Source organism: Arenibacter palladensis (assembly GCF_900129275.1).
Taxonomy (GTDB): Bacteria; Bacteroidota; Bacteroidia; order Flavobacteriales; family Flavobacteriaceae; genus Arenibacter; species Arenibacter palladensis.
Window position 1 is genome coordinate 74,501 of the sequence record NZ_FQUX01000005.1, and the last position, 17,755, is coordinate 92,255.

Here is a 17,755-nt window from a genome sequence, read left to right on the forward strand (position 1 = left end):
ACTAAAAAATAAAAATGGCAAACAAAGTTGAAGTAAAAGACCTTTTAGAGGCAGGTGTACATTTTGGTCACCTTACCAGAAAATGGAATCCGAACATGGCTCCCTACATCTACATGGAGCGTAACGGAATTCACGTTATCAATCTTTATAAAACAGTTGCAAAACTAGAAGAGACCAACGAGGCTCTTAAAAAAATTGCGGCTTCAGGTAGAAAAATACTTTTCGTAGCTACCAAAAAACAAGCAAAGGATATTGTTGCTGAAAAAGCAGGCAACGTAAACATGCCTTACATCACTGAAAGATGGCCAGGTGGTATGTTGACCAATTTCGTTACTATTCGTAAAGCCGTGAAGAAAATGGCTTCTATTGATAGAATGAAAAAAGACGGTACCTTTAACACCCTTTCCAAGAAAGAGCGTTTACAAGTTGACCGTTTGCGTGCCAAGTTGGAAAAGAACTTAGGTTCTATTTCTGAAATGACACGTCTACCAGCTGCCTTGTTCATAGTTGACACTATGCGTGAGCACATTGCTGTAAAAGAAGCTCAAAAATTGAACATTCCAATTTTTGCAATGGTAGATACCAATTCAGATCCACGACCAATCGATTTTATCGTTCCTTCCAATGATGATGCCTCCAAATCCATAGAGGTTATTATGGCATCTGTAACTGCAGCTATTGCAGAAGGATTAACAGAGCGTAAATCCGAAAAGCAAAGCGAGAAGGAAGGTGGAGACGAGGCCAAACCAAAGGAGAAAAAAGCTAAGGTAGCCTCAGAAGAAAAAGCTCCCAAAAAAGCTAGCACTGCAGGAGACGACCTTACCAAAATAGAAGGCATTGGCCCAAAAATTGCTGAAATTTTCCAAGAAGCAGGCATTAACACTTATGCCGACTTAGCAGACAAGTCTGAGGATGACCTTAAAGACATCCTTACTGAATCTGGCCCAAGATATGCTTCCAAGAATCCAGCTTCATGGCCTAAGCAGGCACAAATGGCTGCCGATGGTAACTGGGATGAATTGCAGGAATGGCAAGATAGCGTTAAAGGAGGAATAGAATAATCCACTTTTAATTAAAACAGAATATAAATTTAACATTAACCTAGATTGGGATTACATTTCAATCTTAATTTAGGTGAAAATTAAAACAAAATAAAATGGCAAAAATTACCGCCGCTGAGGTAAACAAACTAAGACAAACAACAGGTGCTGGCATGATGGATTGCAAGAATGCACTGGTTGAAGCAGAAGGGGATTTTGATTTGGCAATTGAAATCTTACGTAAAAAAGGACAAAAAGTTGCCGCCAAAAGAGCTGACCGTGATTCTTCCGAAGGGGCTGCTATTGCCAAAGTAAATGCGGACAACACCACTGGGGTTATCATTTCTTTGAACTGTGAAACCGATTTCGTTGCCAAGAACGACACTTTTGTTGCTTTGGCCAACGACTTGGCAGACCTAGCCTTAAACTTCGACACTAAAGAAGATTTCTTGAACGCCGATTACAAAGGAATTACTGTACAGGATAAACTTACAGAACAAACCGGTGTTATTGGTGAGAAAATTGAAATAGGCGGATTTAGCAAACTTTCAGCTCCATTTGTTGGTTCTTACATTCACGCTGGAAACAAAATAGCTACTTTGGTAGGACTTTCTGCTGCCGTTGAGGGTGCAGACGTTGCCGCTAAGGATGTTGCCATGCAGGCAGCCGCTATGAATCCAGTAGCTTTGAACGAAGAAGGAGTTGACCAGTCGATCATCGATAAAGAAATCGAAATCGCCAAAGATCAATTACGTCAAGAAGGAAAGCCAGAAGCTATGTTGGATAACATCGCCAAAGGTAAATTGAACCGTTTCTTTAAAGACAACACTTTGGTAAACCAGGATTTTATTAAGGATAGCAAACAAAGCGTAGCCCAATACGTAAAATCTGTTGATTCCAAATTGGAAGTAACAGGATTTAAAAGGGTTGCCTTGGGATAATCCTTAATCAATAAACATAAAAAAACGCCTTTACATTCATTGTAAAGGCGTTTTTTTATGCCTTATAATATAATTATAACATTTGAGAGTTATCGATTTGACAAAGGAAATCCTAAATTAATTCCCAACAAAATAACCTCATGGGACTAGAAAAACACCTTCCAACATCACCTCCCAATCCTTTTTTGGAACTGCTTTTACTACCAAGCACTATCCTTTCAACCAAGCTTCCCGTAGATTCTTCTGCTGTTCGCTGGGGCCTTCGATTGGAACCAAATTAACCACCTTCAAAGTAGGTACGCCAACTTTCCCCTTCAAGGTAATTTCCTTATAACCTCTTTGCACTACCATTACAATTTCCTTGTCGGGATCCCAGTTCATGCTTTGCCCTATAAGCAACCGTATATTGACCAGATTGGTCATTTTACCATCAACACTCTTAATAATATCTCCCCCTTGGGCACCCAAATCATTGAAAAAACTGTTCAATTGAATCCCTTCCCTTACAAAAATAGCATTGTCATTTGCCGGATCCACATCTATATAGGGAATCTCACCATCAAAAAAATATCCTGTAGACTGCTCCTGCTCCGTTGTTGACAGCCCCACTTTTTTCCAATAAGCATCATAGTCTATAGGTGTGTCTCCAATGACATGGACATTAAAGAATTCCCCTATTTCCGGGTACGTCATTGCAACTATTTCATCAATCAACCCATCATCCTCAAAAGGTTTGGAATCCCCATATTTTTTGGAAAGCTCCTTCATCAGCCATAAAACACCCTTTTCCCCTCCACTTAATTCCCTTAGGTCAATATCCAGCGCCATATTTATCAATGCCCCTTTTTCGTATACATTGGCATAATTTTTCTTATAAGGCTCCTCCAATATATTTTTGCTCATTACGGTAAAGGACATACTATCATCATAGGTTTTGGATCTCTCCACCTTCTCCATGAGTCTTTGATAAAAATCTTCCTCACTGATCAACCCCTGTTGAATTTGAAAAAGATTGGCAAAATATTCCGTAGTCCCTTCATACATCCATAAGTGCATGGACATTTTAGGGTCGTTAAAATCAAAATATTGTATTTCATTGGAGTGGATCGTCAACGGAGTAACGATATGAAAAAACTCATGTGCCACCGTGTCAAAAATGGCCTCCTCCAGTCGTTCCTTCGATATTTGTTCGGGCATTACCACTACTGTAGAAGTGTGGTGTTCCAATGCCCCAAAACCTTTAGCGTCCTCATCATCCATATTGGAAAGGTAGAGGATAATGGTGTAGTGCTTGGTACTGTTAATATCCCCCAGAAATGCTTTCTGACCCCGCATCATTTTCTCCATTCCAGCCTTTAGACTGGCCGCGGTAAAATGACCATTGGGAGAATAGACACTTAAAGTTACCGCAATGTCGTTCACCTGAAATGTTTCCGTACTAGGGCTGGAGTACATTATTGGATTATCTATAACCTCAAAGTATCTATTAGCCACAAAAACATCAGTATCCGGTCTATTTACATCCTGTATTCCCTTAACCAATGAGGTTACGGGCTCCAATCCATCCGGGGCAGAAATTTCCAATGAATAAGGAATTTCCTCAAGCCCATCAAAATAACCCACAAATCCATGGAGGTTCAACATAAAGTTCTTCCCCTTAAGAATATTGGTCCCCGACGGCGAAAAAACAGGCTCACTCACCTCTACTTCAGTATCATAGGTGTCGTTTACCCAATAATTAATCTTATCCAAATCCTTGGCATTGATGATTCTCCAAGTATTATCATCCAACTTTTCTACTTTTAACTCCCCTCCTTTGTAATCAATAGCCTTAAATTGTTCTATATATTTTCCGTAATTATCATCGCTATAAGTTCCCGGTACTGTCTTGGGAATAAAAAACGAAACAGTATCGGTTGCAAATGCGGCCGGATCCAAAACCACATTCACTTTATCGTCCACAACATTGATCAAATCTATTTTCGCAATTATGGAAGCCTTTTCTGCCGAAACCAAAGTTTTTGTGCTTCCACACCCTTGGAGTAGCAAAATTGCAACTCCTAAAATCCAAGATTTTTTAAATAACCCTATTCTATTTGTCATTATTTAGTGATTTTATTTATCGTTTGTTCCAAAAATGCCATAGCCCCTCTAAGCTCCGAAATAGCAGGATAAGGAATTTCTCCATTACAAATCGGTGGAACTACAACAACTGTGCAAGATTATAAAAATAAATTTACCTTCCCATAGGCGTTAGGAAATAATTAAGGATAGACGAATCGTCCATGCCAAGCCACTTCATAAATATTTTTGATTATTTTTGCATGAAATTAATCAACATCAGGATGCAATACAAAAGAATACTTTTAAAACTCAGTGGAGAAGCCCTAATGGGCACAAAGCAATACGGTATTGATGCTCAGCGTTTATCCGAATATGCAGAGGAGATCAAAGAAGTTGTGGACAAAGGTATAGAAGTTGCTATTGTGATCGGTGGTGGCAATATTTTCAGGGGATTGGCAGGAGCCAGTAATGGAATGGACAGGGTACAGGCGGACCATATGGGAATGTTGGCTACCGTTATAAATGGATTGGCCTTACAAAGTGCCTTGGAATTGCAAGGAGTACAGACCAGATTACAATCTGCCATAAAAATAAATGAGGTAGCCGAACCTTTTATTAGAAGACGCGCCATGCGACATTTGGAAAAAGGTAGGGTAGTTATATTTGGCGGCGGTACAGGAAATCCTTATTTCACTACAGATTCCGCTGCCGTGTTACGAGCCATAGAAATTGAAGCCGATGTAATTTTAAAAGGGACCCGAGTGGACGGTATTTATACCTCCGACCCGGAAAAAGACAAAACAGCCACCAAATTTGACACGATAACCTTTAAAGATGTACTGACTAAGGGACTAAAAGTAATGGACACCACGGCCTTTACCCTAAGTCAGGAAAACGAATTGCCTATTGTTGTTTTTGATATGAACAAAAAAGGAAACCTTATGAAGTTGGTTTCCGGAGAGAATATAGGAACCGTTGTAAATCTATAGTTTTGGCACTATTTGTGTTAAATCAATTAAAAAAATAGCATATGAACGAAGAAATTAAATTTATTCTGGATACTACCAAAGAAGGGATGGACAGTGCCATAGCACACCTTGAAAAAATGTTCTTGAAAATCAGGGCTGGAAAGGCAAGTCCTGTTATGCTATCCAGCGTAATGGTGGAATATTATGGCTCCCCCACCCCATTGTCACAAGTAGCAAATGTGAATACCCCGGACGCAAGAACCTTGTCCGTTCAGCCATGGGAAAAGAACATGCTACATGAAATAGAAAAAGCCATAATGAATGCCAATCTTGGATTTAATCCCATGAACAACGGCGATTTCGTAATCATCAACGTACCTCCCCTAACGGAAGAAAGAAGGAGGGATTTGGTAAAACAAGCAAAGGCAGAAGCAGAAGACGCAAAGATAGGTGTCCGAAATGCTCGTCAGGAAGCCAATAAGGAAGTTAGAAGTCTGGAAGTATCCGAAGATTTACAGAAAAACGCAGAAGCCGATGTACAGGCACTCACAGATAAGTACATAAAAAAGATAGATGCTTTCCTTGAGGCCAAGGAAGCAGAAATCATGAAGGTATAACCTTAAAATACTAAAATTAAAAGAGCGGTCCATGGACCGCTCTTTTAATTTTCCTCAACCACCTGCCCCCAAAAAAACTGAAAACTGCTTCCTCCCTGCCCTAACGTGTAGACTCGATAAAATTCGTTGTTCCCTCTACGACTATTTAGTCCCTGCTTCCTAGGAACAATAACAATCATTCTCTACCTTTGCGCTCGAATAATTTTAGAATCCGAAAGACCTGTTTAAATCATAACGGTTTACTGGTTTTTTTAGGTTTAAATGCCATATAAGCATTCTAAAACAAGACGTTTCACTAGATGGTTGCAAAGTTAACGCAAGGTTTTTGGGCAAAAATAGCACGGATAATACTTAGGAACAGAATTATAATTCTAGTCCTATTGGCCATAATAACCATTTTTATGTCCATGCAATGGGACAAAATGAGGTTTTCCAATTCACAAGCCAACCTTCTACCCGATCACCATCCCGTAAACCTGGAATACCTTTCCTTTCTAAAACAGTTCGGCGAAGAAGGAAATGTTGTTGTTTTGGCCGTAAAGGACAGCTCCCTATTTACCCCTGAAAAATTTAATCGCTGGAATAAGCTTAGCAAGCAACTGGGGGCTTTTCCCGAGGTTGACTTCGTATTGTCCACGGATAACCTACAAGAGCTCGTAAAAGACACTGTAAAACAAGAATTTGTTATGCGGCCTTTTATAAAACAAGCCCCTCAAACCAAAAAGGAGGTCGACAGTCTGACCAATCATCTTTTTAACGATCTTCCTTTTTACGATAATCTTATCTACAACAAAAAGACGCATACCATACGCAGTGTTATTTATTTGGACAAAGATATTGTCAACACCTCCGTACGTAAAGACTTCATACTTGAAGACCTTTCTACTTTGGTCAAAAATTTTGAAAAAGAAACGGGCCTAGATGTGCGTATTTCGGGCATGCCTTACATAAGGACCATGAACTCCCAAAATATCATTGATGAAATTGGGAAATTTATTCTTGCGGCATTAGGAGTAACTTCCCTGATCTTCTTTTTCTTTTTCAGAAGTTTTAGGGCTACGATCATTTCCATGTTTGTTGTAATCATAGGGGTTATGTGGGCTTTTGGAATCTTGGGCCTACTGCAATATGAAATTACGGTTCTTACCGCCCTGATTCCACCATTAATCATTGTTATCGGTATTCCCAACTGTATCTTCCTCATAAACAAATACCAACAGGAAGTAAAAAAGCACGGAAACCAGGCCTTGTCGCTACAACGTGTAATCTCAAAAATTGGTAACGCCACCCTGATGACCAACGTTACTACCGCTTCGGGTTTTGCCACATTTATCATTACCGACAGCAAACTACTCAAGGAGTTCGGCATTGTGGCTTCCATGAACATTATAGGTATATTTGTGCTTTCACTTTTGATAATTCCGATTATCTACAGCTTTATGTCCCTTCCAAAAGACAAGCATTTGAAACACTTGAATACCAAGTGGATCGAAACTTTTGTGAGCTGGATGGAAAGAATTGTAAGGGAGAGAAGGATTACGGTATATATAGTATCCATTGCCCTTTTGGTAGCTAGTATAATTGGCATATATCAAATAGACATTTCCGGAAGCCCTATAGAGGATATGCCCAAAAAAGCGGAATTTTTTAAGGACATACGCTTTTTTGAACAAGAGTTTGACGGAATAATGCCCGTAGAAATAGTAGTGGACACAGAAAGGCCCAAAGGGGTCTTAAAACCTACCACCCTGAGAAAAATGGATGAACTGGGTACGGTGATAAATGAAATTCCCGAACTTTCCAGGCCAGTTTCAGTAGTGGACTTGGTTAAATATTCCAAACAGGCCTTCTACAGCGGCATCCCTAAATATTATCAACTCCCCACCTCACAGGAAAATACTTTTATTATGGATGTTGCCCGCAAATCCTCGGACAACGGCAACCTATTGAGCAGTTTTGTAGATAGCACGGGACAGGTGGCCCGGATGACCACATACATGAAGGATGTAAAAACATCCCGAATGGAAACCATTGAAGCCAAACTAAAAGAGAATATCGACAAAATTTTCCCTTCGGATAGGTACAAGGTTACCATGACCGGTAGTGCCCTTCTCTTTTTAAAAGGGACCAAATATTTGGTAAAAAACCTGATCATGTCCCTTGCCCTGGCCATTGGTCTTATTGCCCTCTTTATGGCCTATCTTTTCCGATCGTTTAGAATGATAGTAATTTCATTGATACCCAATTTATTGCCGCTGGTAATTACCGCGGGAGTTATGGGATTCGTAGGGGTACCTATTAAGCCTTCCACTATTTTGGTATTTAGCATTGCTTTTGGAATTTCGGTGGACGATACCATACACTTTTTGGCCAAGTACAGACAGGAACTTACAAGCAACCACTGGAGAATTAAAAAATCGGTCTATGCCGCCTTAAGGGAAACCGGGGTTAGTATGTTCTACACCTCCATTGTACTGTTCTTTGGCTTTTCGGTCTTCATCATTTCCAGTTTCGGGGGAACAGTGGCTTTAGGGGCATTGGTTTCGGCCACCCTATTGTTCGCAATGCTGGCCAACCTAATTTTATTACCTTCCTTACTTCTTTCTTTGGAGAGAAGTATTGCCAACAAACAGGTGCTTAAAGAACCACAAATAGACATTCTTCCGAAGGAAGAACTCAATATCACGGACAAGGAGGAATAGTCCGTTTTATAAAATATTTTTTACCCGGTATTTACAGATATTTACCCAATTTATATTTTTGCAAAAAGGCTATCTTTGCCACTTAATTTACAAGGAATTCAAATGAAGACATTTAGCGTAAAAGAGCTACTATCTCCCGATCATTTACACCAGGAAGTTACTGTTAACGGATGGGTAAAAACCTACAGGAGCAATAGATTTATTGCTTTAAACGATGGATCTACTATAAACAACATACAATGCGTGGTAGATTTTGAGGAATATGATGAAAATCTACTAAAGCAAATTAATACAGGCGCTGCTCTTAAAATAAGCGGAACCTTGGTGGAAAGCCAGGGAAAAGGGCAGTCCGTGGAGATACAGGTCAAGGAGATCAAGGTACACGGAGGAGCAGACCCTGAGGTCTACCCTATTCAACCTAAAAAACACTCTCTGGAGTTTTTGAGGGAAAAGGCACACCTTCGCGTAAGAACAAATACCTTTGCAGCTATAATGAGGGTGCGTTCGGCCCTTTCGTTTGCTGTGCACCAATATTTTCAAAAAAATGGATTCTTCTATGTCCATACCCCTATAATTACAGGTTCGGATGCAGAAGGAGCTGGAGAAATGTTCAGGGTGTCTACCTTGGACAACAAAAAGCCGCCTTTAACGGAGGATGGTGAAATAGACTATAGGGAAGATTTTTTTGGCAAAGAGACCAATTTAACCGTATCCGGACAGTTGGAAGCCGAAACTTACGCCATGGGCTTGGGAAAGGTCTACACCTTCGGCCCCACTTTTAGGGCTGAAAACTCCAACACTTCGAGACATTTGGCCGAATTTTGGATGATAGAGCCCGAAGTAGCATTTAACGACCTGGATGCCAACATGGATTTGGCCGAAGACTTTATAAAGGAGGTCATTAATTACGCTCTGGAAAACTGCAAGGAAGACCTGCAGTTCCTGGAACAGCGATTATTGGACGAAGAAAAGAGCAAACCACAGGCGGAACGCAGTGAAATGCCTTTGATAGAAAAACTAAAATTTGTTTCGGACAACACCTTTAAGCGTGTCACCTACACCGAGGCCATAGACATACTAAGGAACAGTAAGCCCAACAAAAAGAAGCAGTTCAAATACCTTATTGATGAATGGGGTGCTGACCTACAGAGTGAGCACGAACGCTTTCTGGTGGAAAAACATTTTAAATGCCCGGTAATATTATTCGATTATCCCGCCAAAATAAAGGCATTCTATATGCGTTTAAATGAGGACGGCAAAACGGTTAGGGCTATGGACATCCTATTCCCCGGTATTGGCGAAATAGTGGGTGGATCCCAACGTGAGGAACGCTTGGACATCCTATTGGAGAAGATCAAAGCTTTGGGTATTGATGAAAAGGAACTTTGGTGGTATTTGGATCTTAGGAAATTTGGAACTGCCGTACATAGTGGCTTTGGACTAGGTTTCGAGAGATTGGTACTGTTTGCAACAGGCATGGGCAATATAAGGGACGTAATACCTTTCCCTAGAACGCCACAGAATGCTGAATTCTAATCATTATTCTTTAACTTTATAAGATAGATCACCGTTATAAATGCTGAAACAACACCTACAGTTTAAATTATCGCAGAAATTATCTCCACAACAAATACAGTTGATGAAGTTGATTCAATTGCCTACGCAGGCATTTGAGCAACGACTGAAACAAGAGCTGGAGGAAAATCCTGCTTTGGAAACTGGAAAGGATGAAGTTGACACCCAACAGGATGAATTTGATGATCTATATGACAACGAAACCGATAGCGAAAGTATAAGTGCGGAAGATATCAATATTGATGATTATTTAAGTGATGACGAGATTCCGGATTATCGCACACAAGCCAATAATTACAGTGCCGATGATGAGGAAAAAAGTGTTCCATACGCAGCAGGAATCTCTTTTAATCAATATCTCATAAATCAGTTGAACACTATTTATTTAACTGATGAGGAATGGTCCATTGCCGAATTCTTGGTGGGCAGCGTGGATGAGAGCGGGTATATCAGAAGACCTCTTTCCGATATAATGGACGATCTGGCTTTTACCCAAAACATCTATACGGACGAAAAGACCATTAAAAAGGTATTGCACATAGTTCAAGATCTTGACCCTGCCGGTGTAGCGGCAAGAACTTTGGAAGAGTGCCTTCTTCTTCAATTAAAAAGGAAGGAAATGACCCCCAGTATAGAACTGGCCATTCAATTGTTGGAAAAATCCTTTGAGCAGTTTACCAAAAAGCACTATCAAAAGCTTATTCAAAAGCACAATATCACAGAAGAACAGCTCAAGGATGCCATTGCCGAAATTGAACGCTTAAATCCCAAACCAGGAGGCTCCTATTCCGGGAATAACCGAATTGTGGAGCACGTAGTACCCGATTTTTCCATTCGTATTGTAGACGGGGAACTGGAGCTCACCCTTAACGGAAGAAATGCACCTGAGCTTCACGTTTCGCGGGAGTACAACAATATGCTGGAAGGGTACAAAAATTCCAAGGAAAAGTCCAAGTCCCAAAAGGACACCGTGATGTTCATCAAACAAAAATTAGATGCCGCAAAATGGTTTATTGATGCCATAAGACAGCGTCAACAGACCCTATATATTACCATGAACGAAATCATGGAATATCAAAAAGAATACTTCCTTACAGGGGATGAACGCAAATTGCGACCCATGATCCTGAAAGACATAGCCGATGGCATCGGCATGGATGTTTCCACTGTTTCCAGGGTAGCCAACAGCAAATATGTTGACACCCCTTATGGCACGAAACTGATCAAGGACTACTTTTCCGAATCCATGAAAAACGATCAGGGAGAAGATGTATCCACCAAGGAAATAAAAAAGATTCTGGAAACTGTTATTGGGGAGGAAACCAAGAAAAAACCGCTTACAGATGATAAACTGGCTGCTATTCTCAAAGAAAAGGGTTACCCTATTGCCCGGCGTACGGTAGCAAAATACAGGGAACAACTGGATATTCCGGTGGCCAGGTTGAGAAAACAGATTTAATGCGACTATTCCTCAAGATTACGTCATACCTTCTACACCCGCTTTTTATACCATTTGCAGGTACCATTGCCTATTTCCTTATTACCCCCAAATACAGTCCGTTGGAGGTGCAGAGCGGAAATATCCTGCCCATATTTATTCTCACTATAATCATCCCCATTATATTCTACCTGATCTTGCGCAACCTGGGCATTGTAAGTTCCGTATTCATGCCCAATCTCCAAGAAAGGAAATACCCTCTTTATATTAGCCTAGGACTGCTTATAATGGTGCTATTTAAAGTAATCCCCAACAACTTTACCATAGAGCTGCACTACTACTTTTTAGGCCTTATAGCGGCCTTATTTAGCGCCCTTGTATTGCTATTTCTTAACTTTAAGTGTAGTATGCACCTTTTAGGCATGGGAAGTTTGTTAATGTTCTTAATAAACCTGAGTATTCACTTTGAAATCAACGTTACCATTGCCATTAGCATAGTAACCCTACTGAGCGGCCTAGCGGCCACCTCAAGACTTTATTTGAACGCCCACACCAAAGCGGAAGTCCTAATTGGATTTGCCATCGGCCTGTTTACCCAATTATTTACTGTTAAATTTTGGCTATAAAATAAAAAAAATAAGTCCCACCTTGAGTGGCTTAAATTCTATAAGACCCCCCGACTCTCCCGTTACCCCATCATTGAACAACGAACTAAGCGCATAATAGATGTGAATATTGAAGGTATTGTACCCTACATTTAAGGTTAGACCGTATTGAAAGTCCCTTATATCCTTATTTACAAAGACTATTTTCTCTGAGCTCGAAACGAATTTGGACCTACCATCAAAAACATAGCCTAGCTTAACACCGGTATAAATCCTCCAAAACTTATATTCCTCCGGAGTTGAATTGCGCCACCTAAACTGAAAGGGGACCTCCAGGACATGGGTTGCAATTTTGTTTCTCTTGAAATCGGCATCACTATCCAACACCGAATACACAACATCTGATCCTTGTTGGGTAGCCAACAAATTGGTATAATAGGAATTGATGCCATATCCCAAACCAATAGCAATGCCCATATTCCTTTGATAACTTAAGGGAATATCCTTAATAAAACCGGCCTGCAAGCCATATGAAAGGTTTCTTTGGGAAACATCGGCCGGAAGATTGGTGGCAAAATTATAAGTAAGCCCAAAATAAAACTGATCTTCCAAATATTTCCTATCCACCTCCGTGTTGGTTACCAAAGCCTGTCCGGAAACAAAAGCACCGGAAAACAAAAGTATTATGAATATAAGGTGGCATCTCATAGCCTTTTAAAGGTAATTAATTAAACATAAAAAAACGCTTCAAATATATGCATTTGAAGCGTTTTGATTCTCTTATCCTTTTACTAACTATTGCAAATTCCTGAATGCATCACCTTCATAGGTGGTATAATTTACTTTCAAGGCATTTACTTTTCTAAGCTCTTGTTTTATATCGGAAATAATACCCATATTGGCATCCTTGTCCACCTTAAGTGCAGTTGTCAATACATTTTGTAATTCCTGAGGCTTTTTGGCCCTTTCCATCAAAATATAATCACCCACTTCGGATGCATCAGCAAACTTATCGTTCAACTGAATTTTGGATTCGGTACCATAAGTCTTCTCATACTCACGGGTAGGCTTCCCAACATAAATGTAGATTACCCTATCCTTCTTTTCCAATTTTTTGATTTCCGAAGCATTGGGCAGAACGTTTTCAACTTTCAAGGTACTGTCTTTCATCACTGTAACCGTCATAAAGAAGAACAAAAGCATGAAAACGATATCTGGCAAGGATGCAGTGTTCACCGCAGGTAAAGCCGCATCTTTTTTCTTATTAAATTTTGACATAGTATCTTGTTTTTAACTTCTAAATTTAGTTTGACGATGTTTCGGCCTCTGAAAGCTTCTGAGGAAACAAATCCTGAATTCTCTTAACCTTCTCCTTTAATTCTTCACGAACATTGTCCGGAGTTTCAGGGTTAAGATATTCTGCTTCCATGTCCGTAAAGTCTCTCTTGAACAAACGTTGTGCCTCCCTATTTCTAAGATCGTTATAGGCCCCAACCAATTCGTTCTGAACGGTTATGTAGGTTCCGTATTTCGTCTCCCTATCATTCTTAAGCGATATAATTGCTTTCGCAGGACTATCGGATGAAGATGGATCCCTTTTACCTTTACAATAACTACAGTAGTCCGCAGTTCCAGATGGTGCACCTCCATTGTCCAAAAAGGCAATGGCCTTGGCCCTTAAATCCTTAATATTTGTCAACTCATCATCAGCCAATAATTGTCCATCACGGTTAATATTGACCTGAAAAATATTCTTTTGCTTAATGATTACATCCGTATCTGGCGGCTCAATTGGTGGCAACATACGATCTAATCCTGCATCTGTTTCAATAGTGGTAGTCACTAGGAAAAAGATAAGCAATAAGAACGCTATGTCTGCCATAGAACCCGCATTAACCTCTGGTGGTGCTCCTCTTTTTGGCATAATATTTTATTTTATTATTTACTAATCATTTTCTTAACTCCAGACCACAACATGGCACCTACAGCTACAATGGTAAGAATAAAAAACACATTCAATCCCATACCAATGGTTTTCACTGTATCCTCCGTAGTAGGAACTCCTTTTTTGGCCATTTCTTCCAAACTAACATCTGTTCCAGTTGCTAGGGCGTAAGAGATAACAACGACTACCAAAAGACCACCTACACCAAATAAGGTTTTCTTTAAGGCTCCTTTGGAGGTAAACAAGTTCACCAATCCAAAAAGAACCGAGGCCGCTATCGCAATCCCCAACAATAAGTAGGTTATGATGAACATGAAGTTCATAGACCCATTATTTATGGCTTCCGTTGCGGGAACGTCTGCACTAGGAAGCTGAAACCACAGTATGGCCCCAATCACTCCGAGTACAACTAATATTATTTTAACTATTTTATGCATGATACTTTAAGTATTTAGTGTCCGACTTATTTTTTGTGATCTGCCAACATATCAATCAACGTGATTGATGAATCTTCCATATCATTTACAATACTGTCAATCTTTGCAATGATATAATTGTAGAAAATTTGAAGGATAATCGCAGTAATAAGACCGAATACCGTAGTCAATAACGCCACCTGAATATCACCTGCAATAAGGGAGGCACTCAAGTTACCAACCGCCGCAATTTTCTGGAAGGCCTGAATCATACCGATTACCGTACCCATGAACCCAAGCATTGGAGCTACAGCAATAAATAAAGACAACCAAGAAACGTTCTTCTCCAATTGACCCATTTGTACACCTCCGTAGGCTACAACTGCTTTTTCTGCAGACTCTATACTGTCTCCAGCTCTTTCCAATCCTTGATAGTAGATGGAAGCAACAGGACCTTTTGTATTTCTACATACCTCTTTGGCAGCTTCAATACCACCGGAAGCCAAAGCATCTTCTACTTGTTGCTTAAGCTTGGTAGTGTTGGTAGTAGCTAGGTTTAAATAAATAATCCTTTCAATAGCTACGGCCAAACCAAGAATTAAACACAAAAGAACAATACCCATAAATCCGGCACCACCCTGAATAAATTGCTCCTTAAGCACTTGAGTAAATCCTTTTTCCGCTGCTGGAGCCGCATCTTGCAAAATGGCTGCTGCTGCAACAACTTTTGCACTTACTGTATTTGTACCTGCCACAAATAACCCAGCTGTTGCCAGGATAGAGAATAATCTTTTCATTTCTTTGAAACTTAAATTTAGTTAGTTAATAGGGTTAAAGATAAAAAAAATTCGCAATATAAAAATTAAAACTTAACAGCAGAGAGGAAGGGATTCGAACCCTCGATACCCTTGTGGGGTATACACACTTTCCAGGCGTGCGCCTTCGACCACTCGGCCACCTCTCTAGTTATAGTTATTGGGCAGCCAAATAACAAAAAAAATATTAGTTAAAGAAATTTAGACTGTTATTTTTATTGCATTTCGCCCCTGAGAGATGTTTCATATATGGTTTTGAACAACTTAGGGGAAATATTATTTCCAAGTAAATACATTAACTTGGTAATTGCCGCTTCGGTTGTAATATCCTTACCATTAATAATTTGCAATTTTTCAAGTTGCTTGCTCGTTTCATAGCGCCCCATAAGAACACTTCCCCCGGAACATTGTGTTACGTTGATAATAAAAATTTCTCTCTCCATAGCTTTTTTCAACTCCAAAGTGAACCATTCATCAGTAGGAGCATTCCCTGAGCCATATGTTTCCAGAACCACAGCTTTTAAGTTAGGGGAATTTAAGATGCTATGCAAGACTGTTTGGTTAAAACCGGGAAATAATTTTAAAATAACCACATTTTGATCCATAACCTTATGAACTTTTAGCCTTTTAGTTGAATTTGCCCTAAACAAATACTCCCTACTCACCTTTAAATGCACCCCGGATTCTATTAAGGCCGGATAATTTAAAGAAGCAAAAGCTTCAAAATGCTCCGCATTGATCTTTGTAGTCCTGTTTGCCCTGTACAACTTATACTCAAAATAGAGCCCCACCTCTTGAACTACTGGCATATTGTCTTCGCGCAAGGCAGCTATTTGGATGGAGGTAATCAAATTTTCCTTGGCATCGGTCCTTAAATCCCCAATAGGCAATTGGGAACCCGTAAAAATCACCGGTTTTCGGAGATTCTCCAGCATATAGCTCAAAGCTGATGAAGTATAGCTCATAGTGTCACTACCATGAAGCACCACGAAACCATCATGGGAATCATAATGATCTTCTATAATGGTGGCAATATTAACCCAATGACCAACATTCATATTGGACGAATCTATTGGCGTATCAAAGGAAATACTGTCTATGGTACAATCCAATTGACCGAGCTCTGGGATATTTTTGATCAATTTATTAAAATTGAAAGCCTTCAGTGCCCCAGTATCGTAATCCTTGACCATACCTATGGTCCCACCCGTATATATGAGAAGAATTTTGGTTTTACGAACTTTAGAATCTCTGTTTTTCAATCTTAATAATTGTTAGGGTTTAAAAATTTGAAGGGGCCAACTGCCCTAATTTAATAGCTTACTCCTTAAGTCAGGCTTGTTGGAACACCAATTTATATTCCAAAGACCTGTCGGGAATTAGCCGTAGTAATTGCCGCAACCTCTTCCTTGTCCACGGCATATATATGGGCCACTTTTTCCAAAACGTTGACCAAATAGGCACTTTCGTTCCGCTTTCCTCGATAAGGAACAGGTGCCAAATAGGGCGAATCCGTTTCCAAAACCACATGCTTCAGGTCAATTTCCCCAAGAAACGTATCTATTTTACCATTTTTAAAGGTAACCACCCCACCTATACCCAATTTCATATTATAGGAAATTGCCTTTTGTGCCTGCTCAAAAGTACCGGTAAAACAATGAAAAATACCAAAAAGTCCATCGCCCTTTTCCTCTTCAAGGATTTGGAATATTTCATCAAACCCCTCCCTACAATGGATAACTATGGGATAAGCATACTTTTTAGCCCACTGTATTTGCTGCTTAAAGGCAATCTGCTGCTCCTTTAGAAAAGTTTTATCCCAATACAGATCGATGCCGGTCTCCCCCACTGCGTAAAATTTCCTGGACGCCAACATTTCCTCAACATGGGCCAACTCCTTTCTGTAATCTTCCTTTACATGTGTTGGATGCAGCCCGGTCATAAGAAAGATATTCTCAGGGTAGGATTTTTCCAAATCGAGCATCGCATTGGTATAGGATGAATCTATTGCGGGAATAAAAAAACGCTCAACCCCTAATTCCATAGCCCTCTCTATGACCGAACTTCGATCGCTATCAAAAGCCTCACTATATACATGGGTATGTGTATCTGTCAATATCATAGAACAAAAATAGGATTATCTTTGACAAAAAAAGTACATATGCCCAGCCTTAAAGTTTTTCTTCATAAAAAAAAATATATTGCCATACCCTTGGTCCTTACAGCTACAAATCATTTTGAAGTAACGGCCACCATCAATGGCGTTAAAGGCAGGTTTATATTGGATACCGGGGCGTCCAACACCTGTATTGGGCTGGACAAAATTGAATTCTTCAAATTAAATTCCAAAGATTCCAAAATAAAGGCGGCAGGAGCAGGAGCCACGGAAATGCTCACCAAACTTTCTACCAAAAACGTTATAGAAATAGGAAAATGGTTAAAAAAGAAACAGAAAATTGTCCTTTTCGACCTTGTCCACGTCAACCAGGCCCTGACCTCTCACCAAGCTATGCCCGTTGATGGTATAATAGGGGCCGATATACTAAAAAAAGGTAGGGCCATCATTGACTATCAAAAAACCCGTCTTTACCTAAAACAATAAGACCTGCCAGGTTTTAAAATCCCAACA

17 protein-coding genes and 1 tRNA gene are annotated in these 17,755 nt (G+C 40.0%); 9 read left to right on the forward strand and 9 right to left on the reverse strand.

Annotation, left to right across the window (positions count from 1 at the left end):
• Positions 1-14: 14 nt before the first annotated feature.
• Positions 15-1,061, forward strand: a complete 1,047-nt coding sequence (gene rpsB, locus BUA60_RS14445) for a 30S ribosomal protein S2 (protein WP_072862864.1) — start codon at positions 15-17, stop codon at positions 1,059-1,061.
• Between the two features lie 95 nt (positions 1,062-1,156).
• Complete coding sequence (gene tsf / locus BUA60_RS14450; RefSeq protein WP_072862865.1) at positions 1,157-1,981, forward strand: translation elongation factor Ts; 825 nt, start codon at positions 1,157-1,159, stop codon at positions 1,979-1,981.
• A gap of 210 nt (positions 1,982-2,191) precedes the next feature.
• Here tsf and BUA60_RS14455 read toward each other — a convergent pair whose 3' ends face one another.
• Positions 2,192-4,084 (reverse strand): M61 family metallopeptidase, encoded by a 1,893-nt coding sequence (locus BUA60_RS14455; RefSeq protein ID WP_072862867.1) that lies wholly within the window; start codon positions 4,082-4,084, stop codon positions 2,192-2,194.
• 242 nt (positions 4,085-4,326) lie between these two features.
• Here BUA60_RS14455 and pyrH point away from each other — a divergent pair, with 242 nt between their 5' ends.
• The 6 genes from pyrH (at position 4,327) to BUA60_RS14485 (ending at position 11,971) form a co-directional block, all read left to right on the forward strand.
• Positions 4,327-5,034, forward strand: coding sequence for a UMP kinase (pyrH, locus tag BUA60_RS14460; RefSeq protein WP_031442370.1), 708 nt, complete (start codon positions 4,327-4,329; stop codon positions 5,032-5,034).
• A 41-nt stretch (positions 5,035-5,075) separates the two neighbouring features.
• A complete protein-coding gene (gene frr / locus BUA60_RS14465; protein WP_072862870.1) occupies positions 5,076-5,630 on the forward strand; it encodes a ribosome recycling factor in 555 nt (184 codons plus the stop codon).
• Positions 5,631-5,929: 299 nt separating this feature from the next.
• Positions 5,930-8,332: an efflux RND transporter permease subunit gene (locus tag BUA60_RS14470; RefSeq protein WP_072862872.1), complete on the forward strand. Its 2,403-nt coding sequence runs from the start codon at positions 5,930-5,932 to the stop codon at positions 8,330-8,332.
• A gap of 102 nt (positions 8,333-8,434) precedes the next feature.
• Complete coding sequence (asnS, locus tag BUA60_RS14475) at positions 8,435-9,868, forward strand: asparagine--tRNA ligase (RefSeq protein ID WP_072862874.1); 1,434 nt, start codon at positions 8,435-8,437, stop codon at positions 9,866-9,868.
• Between the two features lie 40 nt (positions 9,869-9,908).
• On the forward strand, positions 9,909-11,366 hold the full coding sequence (gene rpoN / locus BUA60_RS14480; protein WP_072862876.1) for an RNA polymerase factor sigma-54: 1,458 nt from the start codon (positions 9,909-9,911) through the stop codon (positions 11,364-11,366).
• Positions 11,366-11,971, forward strand: a complete 606-nt coding sequence (locus BUA60_RS14485) for a hypothetical protein (protein WP_072862879.1) — start codon at positions 11,366-11,368, stop codon at positions 11,969-11,971. The genes rpoN and BUA60_RS14485 overlap by 1 nt, the downstream gene beginning before the upstream one ends.
• On the opposite strand, the gene BUA60_RS14490 is transcribed toward BUA60_RS14485, so the two are convergent.
• The 8 genes from BUA60_RS14490 to BUA60_RS14525 all read right to left on the reverse strand — a co-directional run bounded on the left by BUA60_RS14490 (position 11,966) and on the right by BUA60_RS14525 (position 17,248).
• Positions 11,966-12,658 carry a porin family protein gene (locus BUA60_RS14490; RefSeq protein WP_072862881.1) on the reverse strand — a complete coding sequence of 231 codons (693 nt, stop codon included), beginning with the start codon at positions 12,656-12,658 and terminating at the stop codon, positions 11,966-11,968. The genes BUA60_RS14485 and BUA60_RS14490 overlap by 6 nt on opposite strands.
• 87 nt (positions 12,659-12,745) lie before the next feature.
• Entirely contained in the window at positions 12,746-13,228 is a 483-nt protein-coding gene (locus BUA60_RS14495) for an ExbD/TolR family protein (RefSeq protein ID WP_072862884.1), read from the reverse strand.
• Between the two features lie 25 nt (positions 13,229-13,253).
• Positions 13,254-13,874: an ExbD/TolR family protein gene (locus BUA60_RS14500; protein WP_072862886.1), complete on the reverse strand. Its 621-nt coding sequence runs from the start codon at positions 13,872-13,874 to the stop codon at positions 13,254-13,256.
• A gap of 14 nt (positions 13,875-13,888) precedes the next feature.
• On the reverse strand, positions 13,889-14,332 hold the full coding sequence (locus tag BUA60_RS14505) for a hypothetical protein (protein ID WP_072862887.1): 444 nt from the start codon (positions 14,330-14,332) through the stop codon (positions 13,889-13,891).
• A gap of 26 nt (positions 14,333-14,358) precedes the next feature.
• Entirely contained in the window at positions 14,359-15,108 is a 750-nt protein-coding gene (locus tag BUA60_RS14510) for a MotA/TolQ/ExbB proton channel family protein (RefSeq protein WP_031442360.1), read from the reverse strand.
• Positions 15,109-15,187: 79 nt separating this feature from the next.
• Positions 15,188-15,275 (reverse strand) — tRNA-Ser (locus BUA60_RS14515).
• A 66-nt stretch (positions 15,276-15,341) separates the two neighbouring features.
• Positions 15,342-16,388 carry an asparaginase gene (locus tag BUA60_RS14520; RefSeq protein ID WP_262483037.1) on the reverse strand — a complete coding sequence of 349 codons (1,047 nt, stop codon included), beginning with the start codon at positions 16,386-16,388 and terminating at the stop codon, positions 15,342-15,344.
• A 92-nt stretch (positions 16,389-16,480) separates the two neighbouring features.
• The gene (locus tag BUA60_RS14525; RefSeq protein WP_072862889.1) at positions 16,481-17,248 is read right to left on the reverse strand and encodes a TatD family hydrolase; all 768 of its coding nucleotides are present in this window, start codon (positions 17,246-17,248) and stop codon (positions 16,481-16,483) included.
• 39 nt (positions 17,249-17,287) lie between these two features.
• On the opposite strand from BUA60_RS14525, the gene BUA60_RS14530 reads away from it, so the two are divergent.
• Positions 17,288-17,728 carry a retropepsin-like aspartic protease family protein gene (locus BUA60_RS14530; RefSeq protein ID WP_072862891.1) on the forward strand — a complete coding sequence of 147 codons (441 nt, stop codon included), beginning with the start codon at positions 17,288-17,290 and terminating at the stop codon, positions 17,726-17,728.
• Positions 17,729-17,755: the final 27 nt, after the last annotated feature.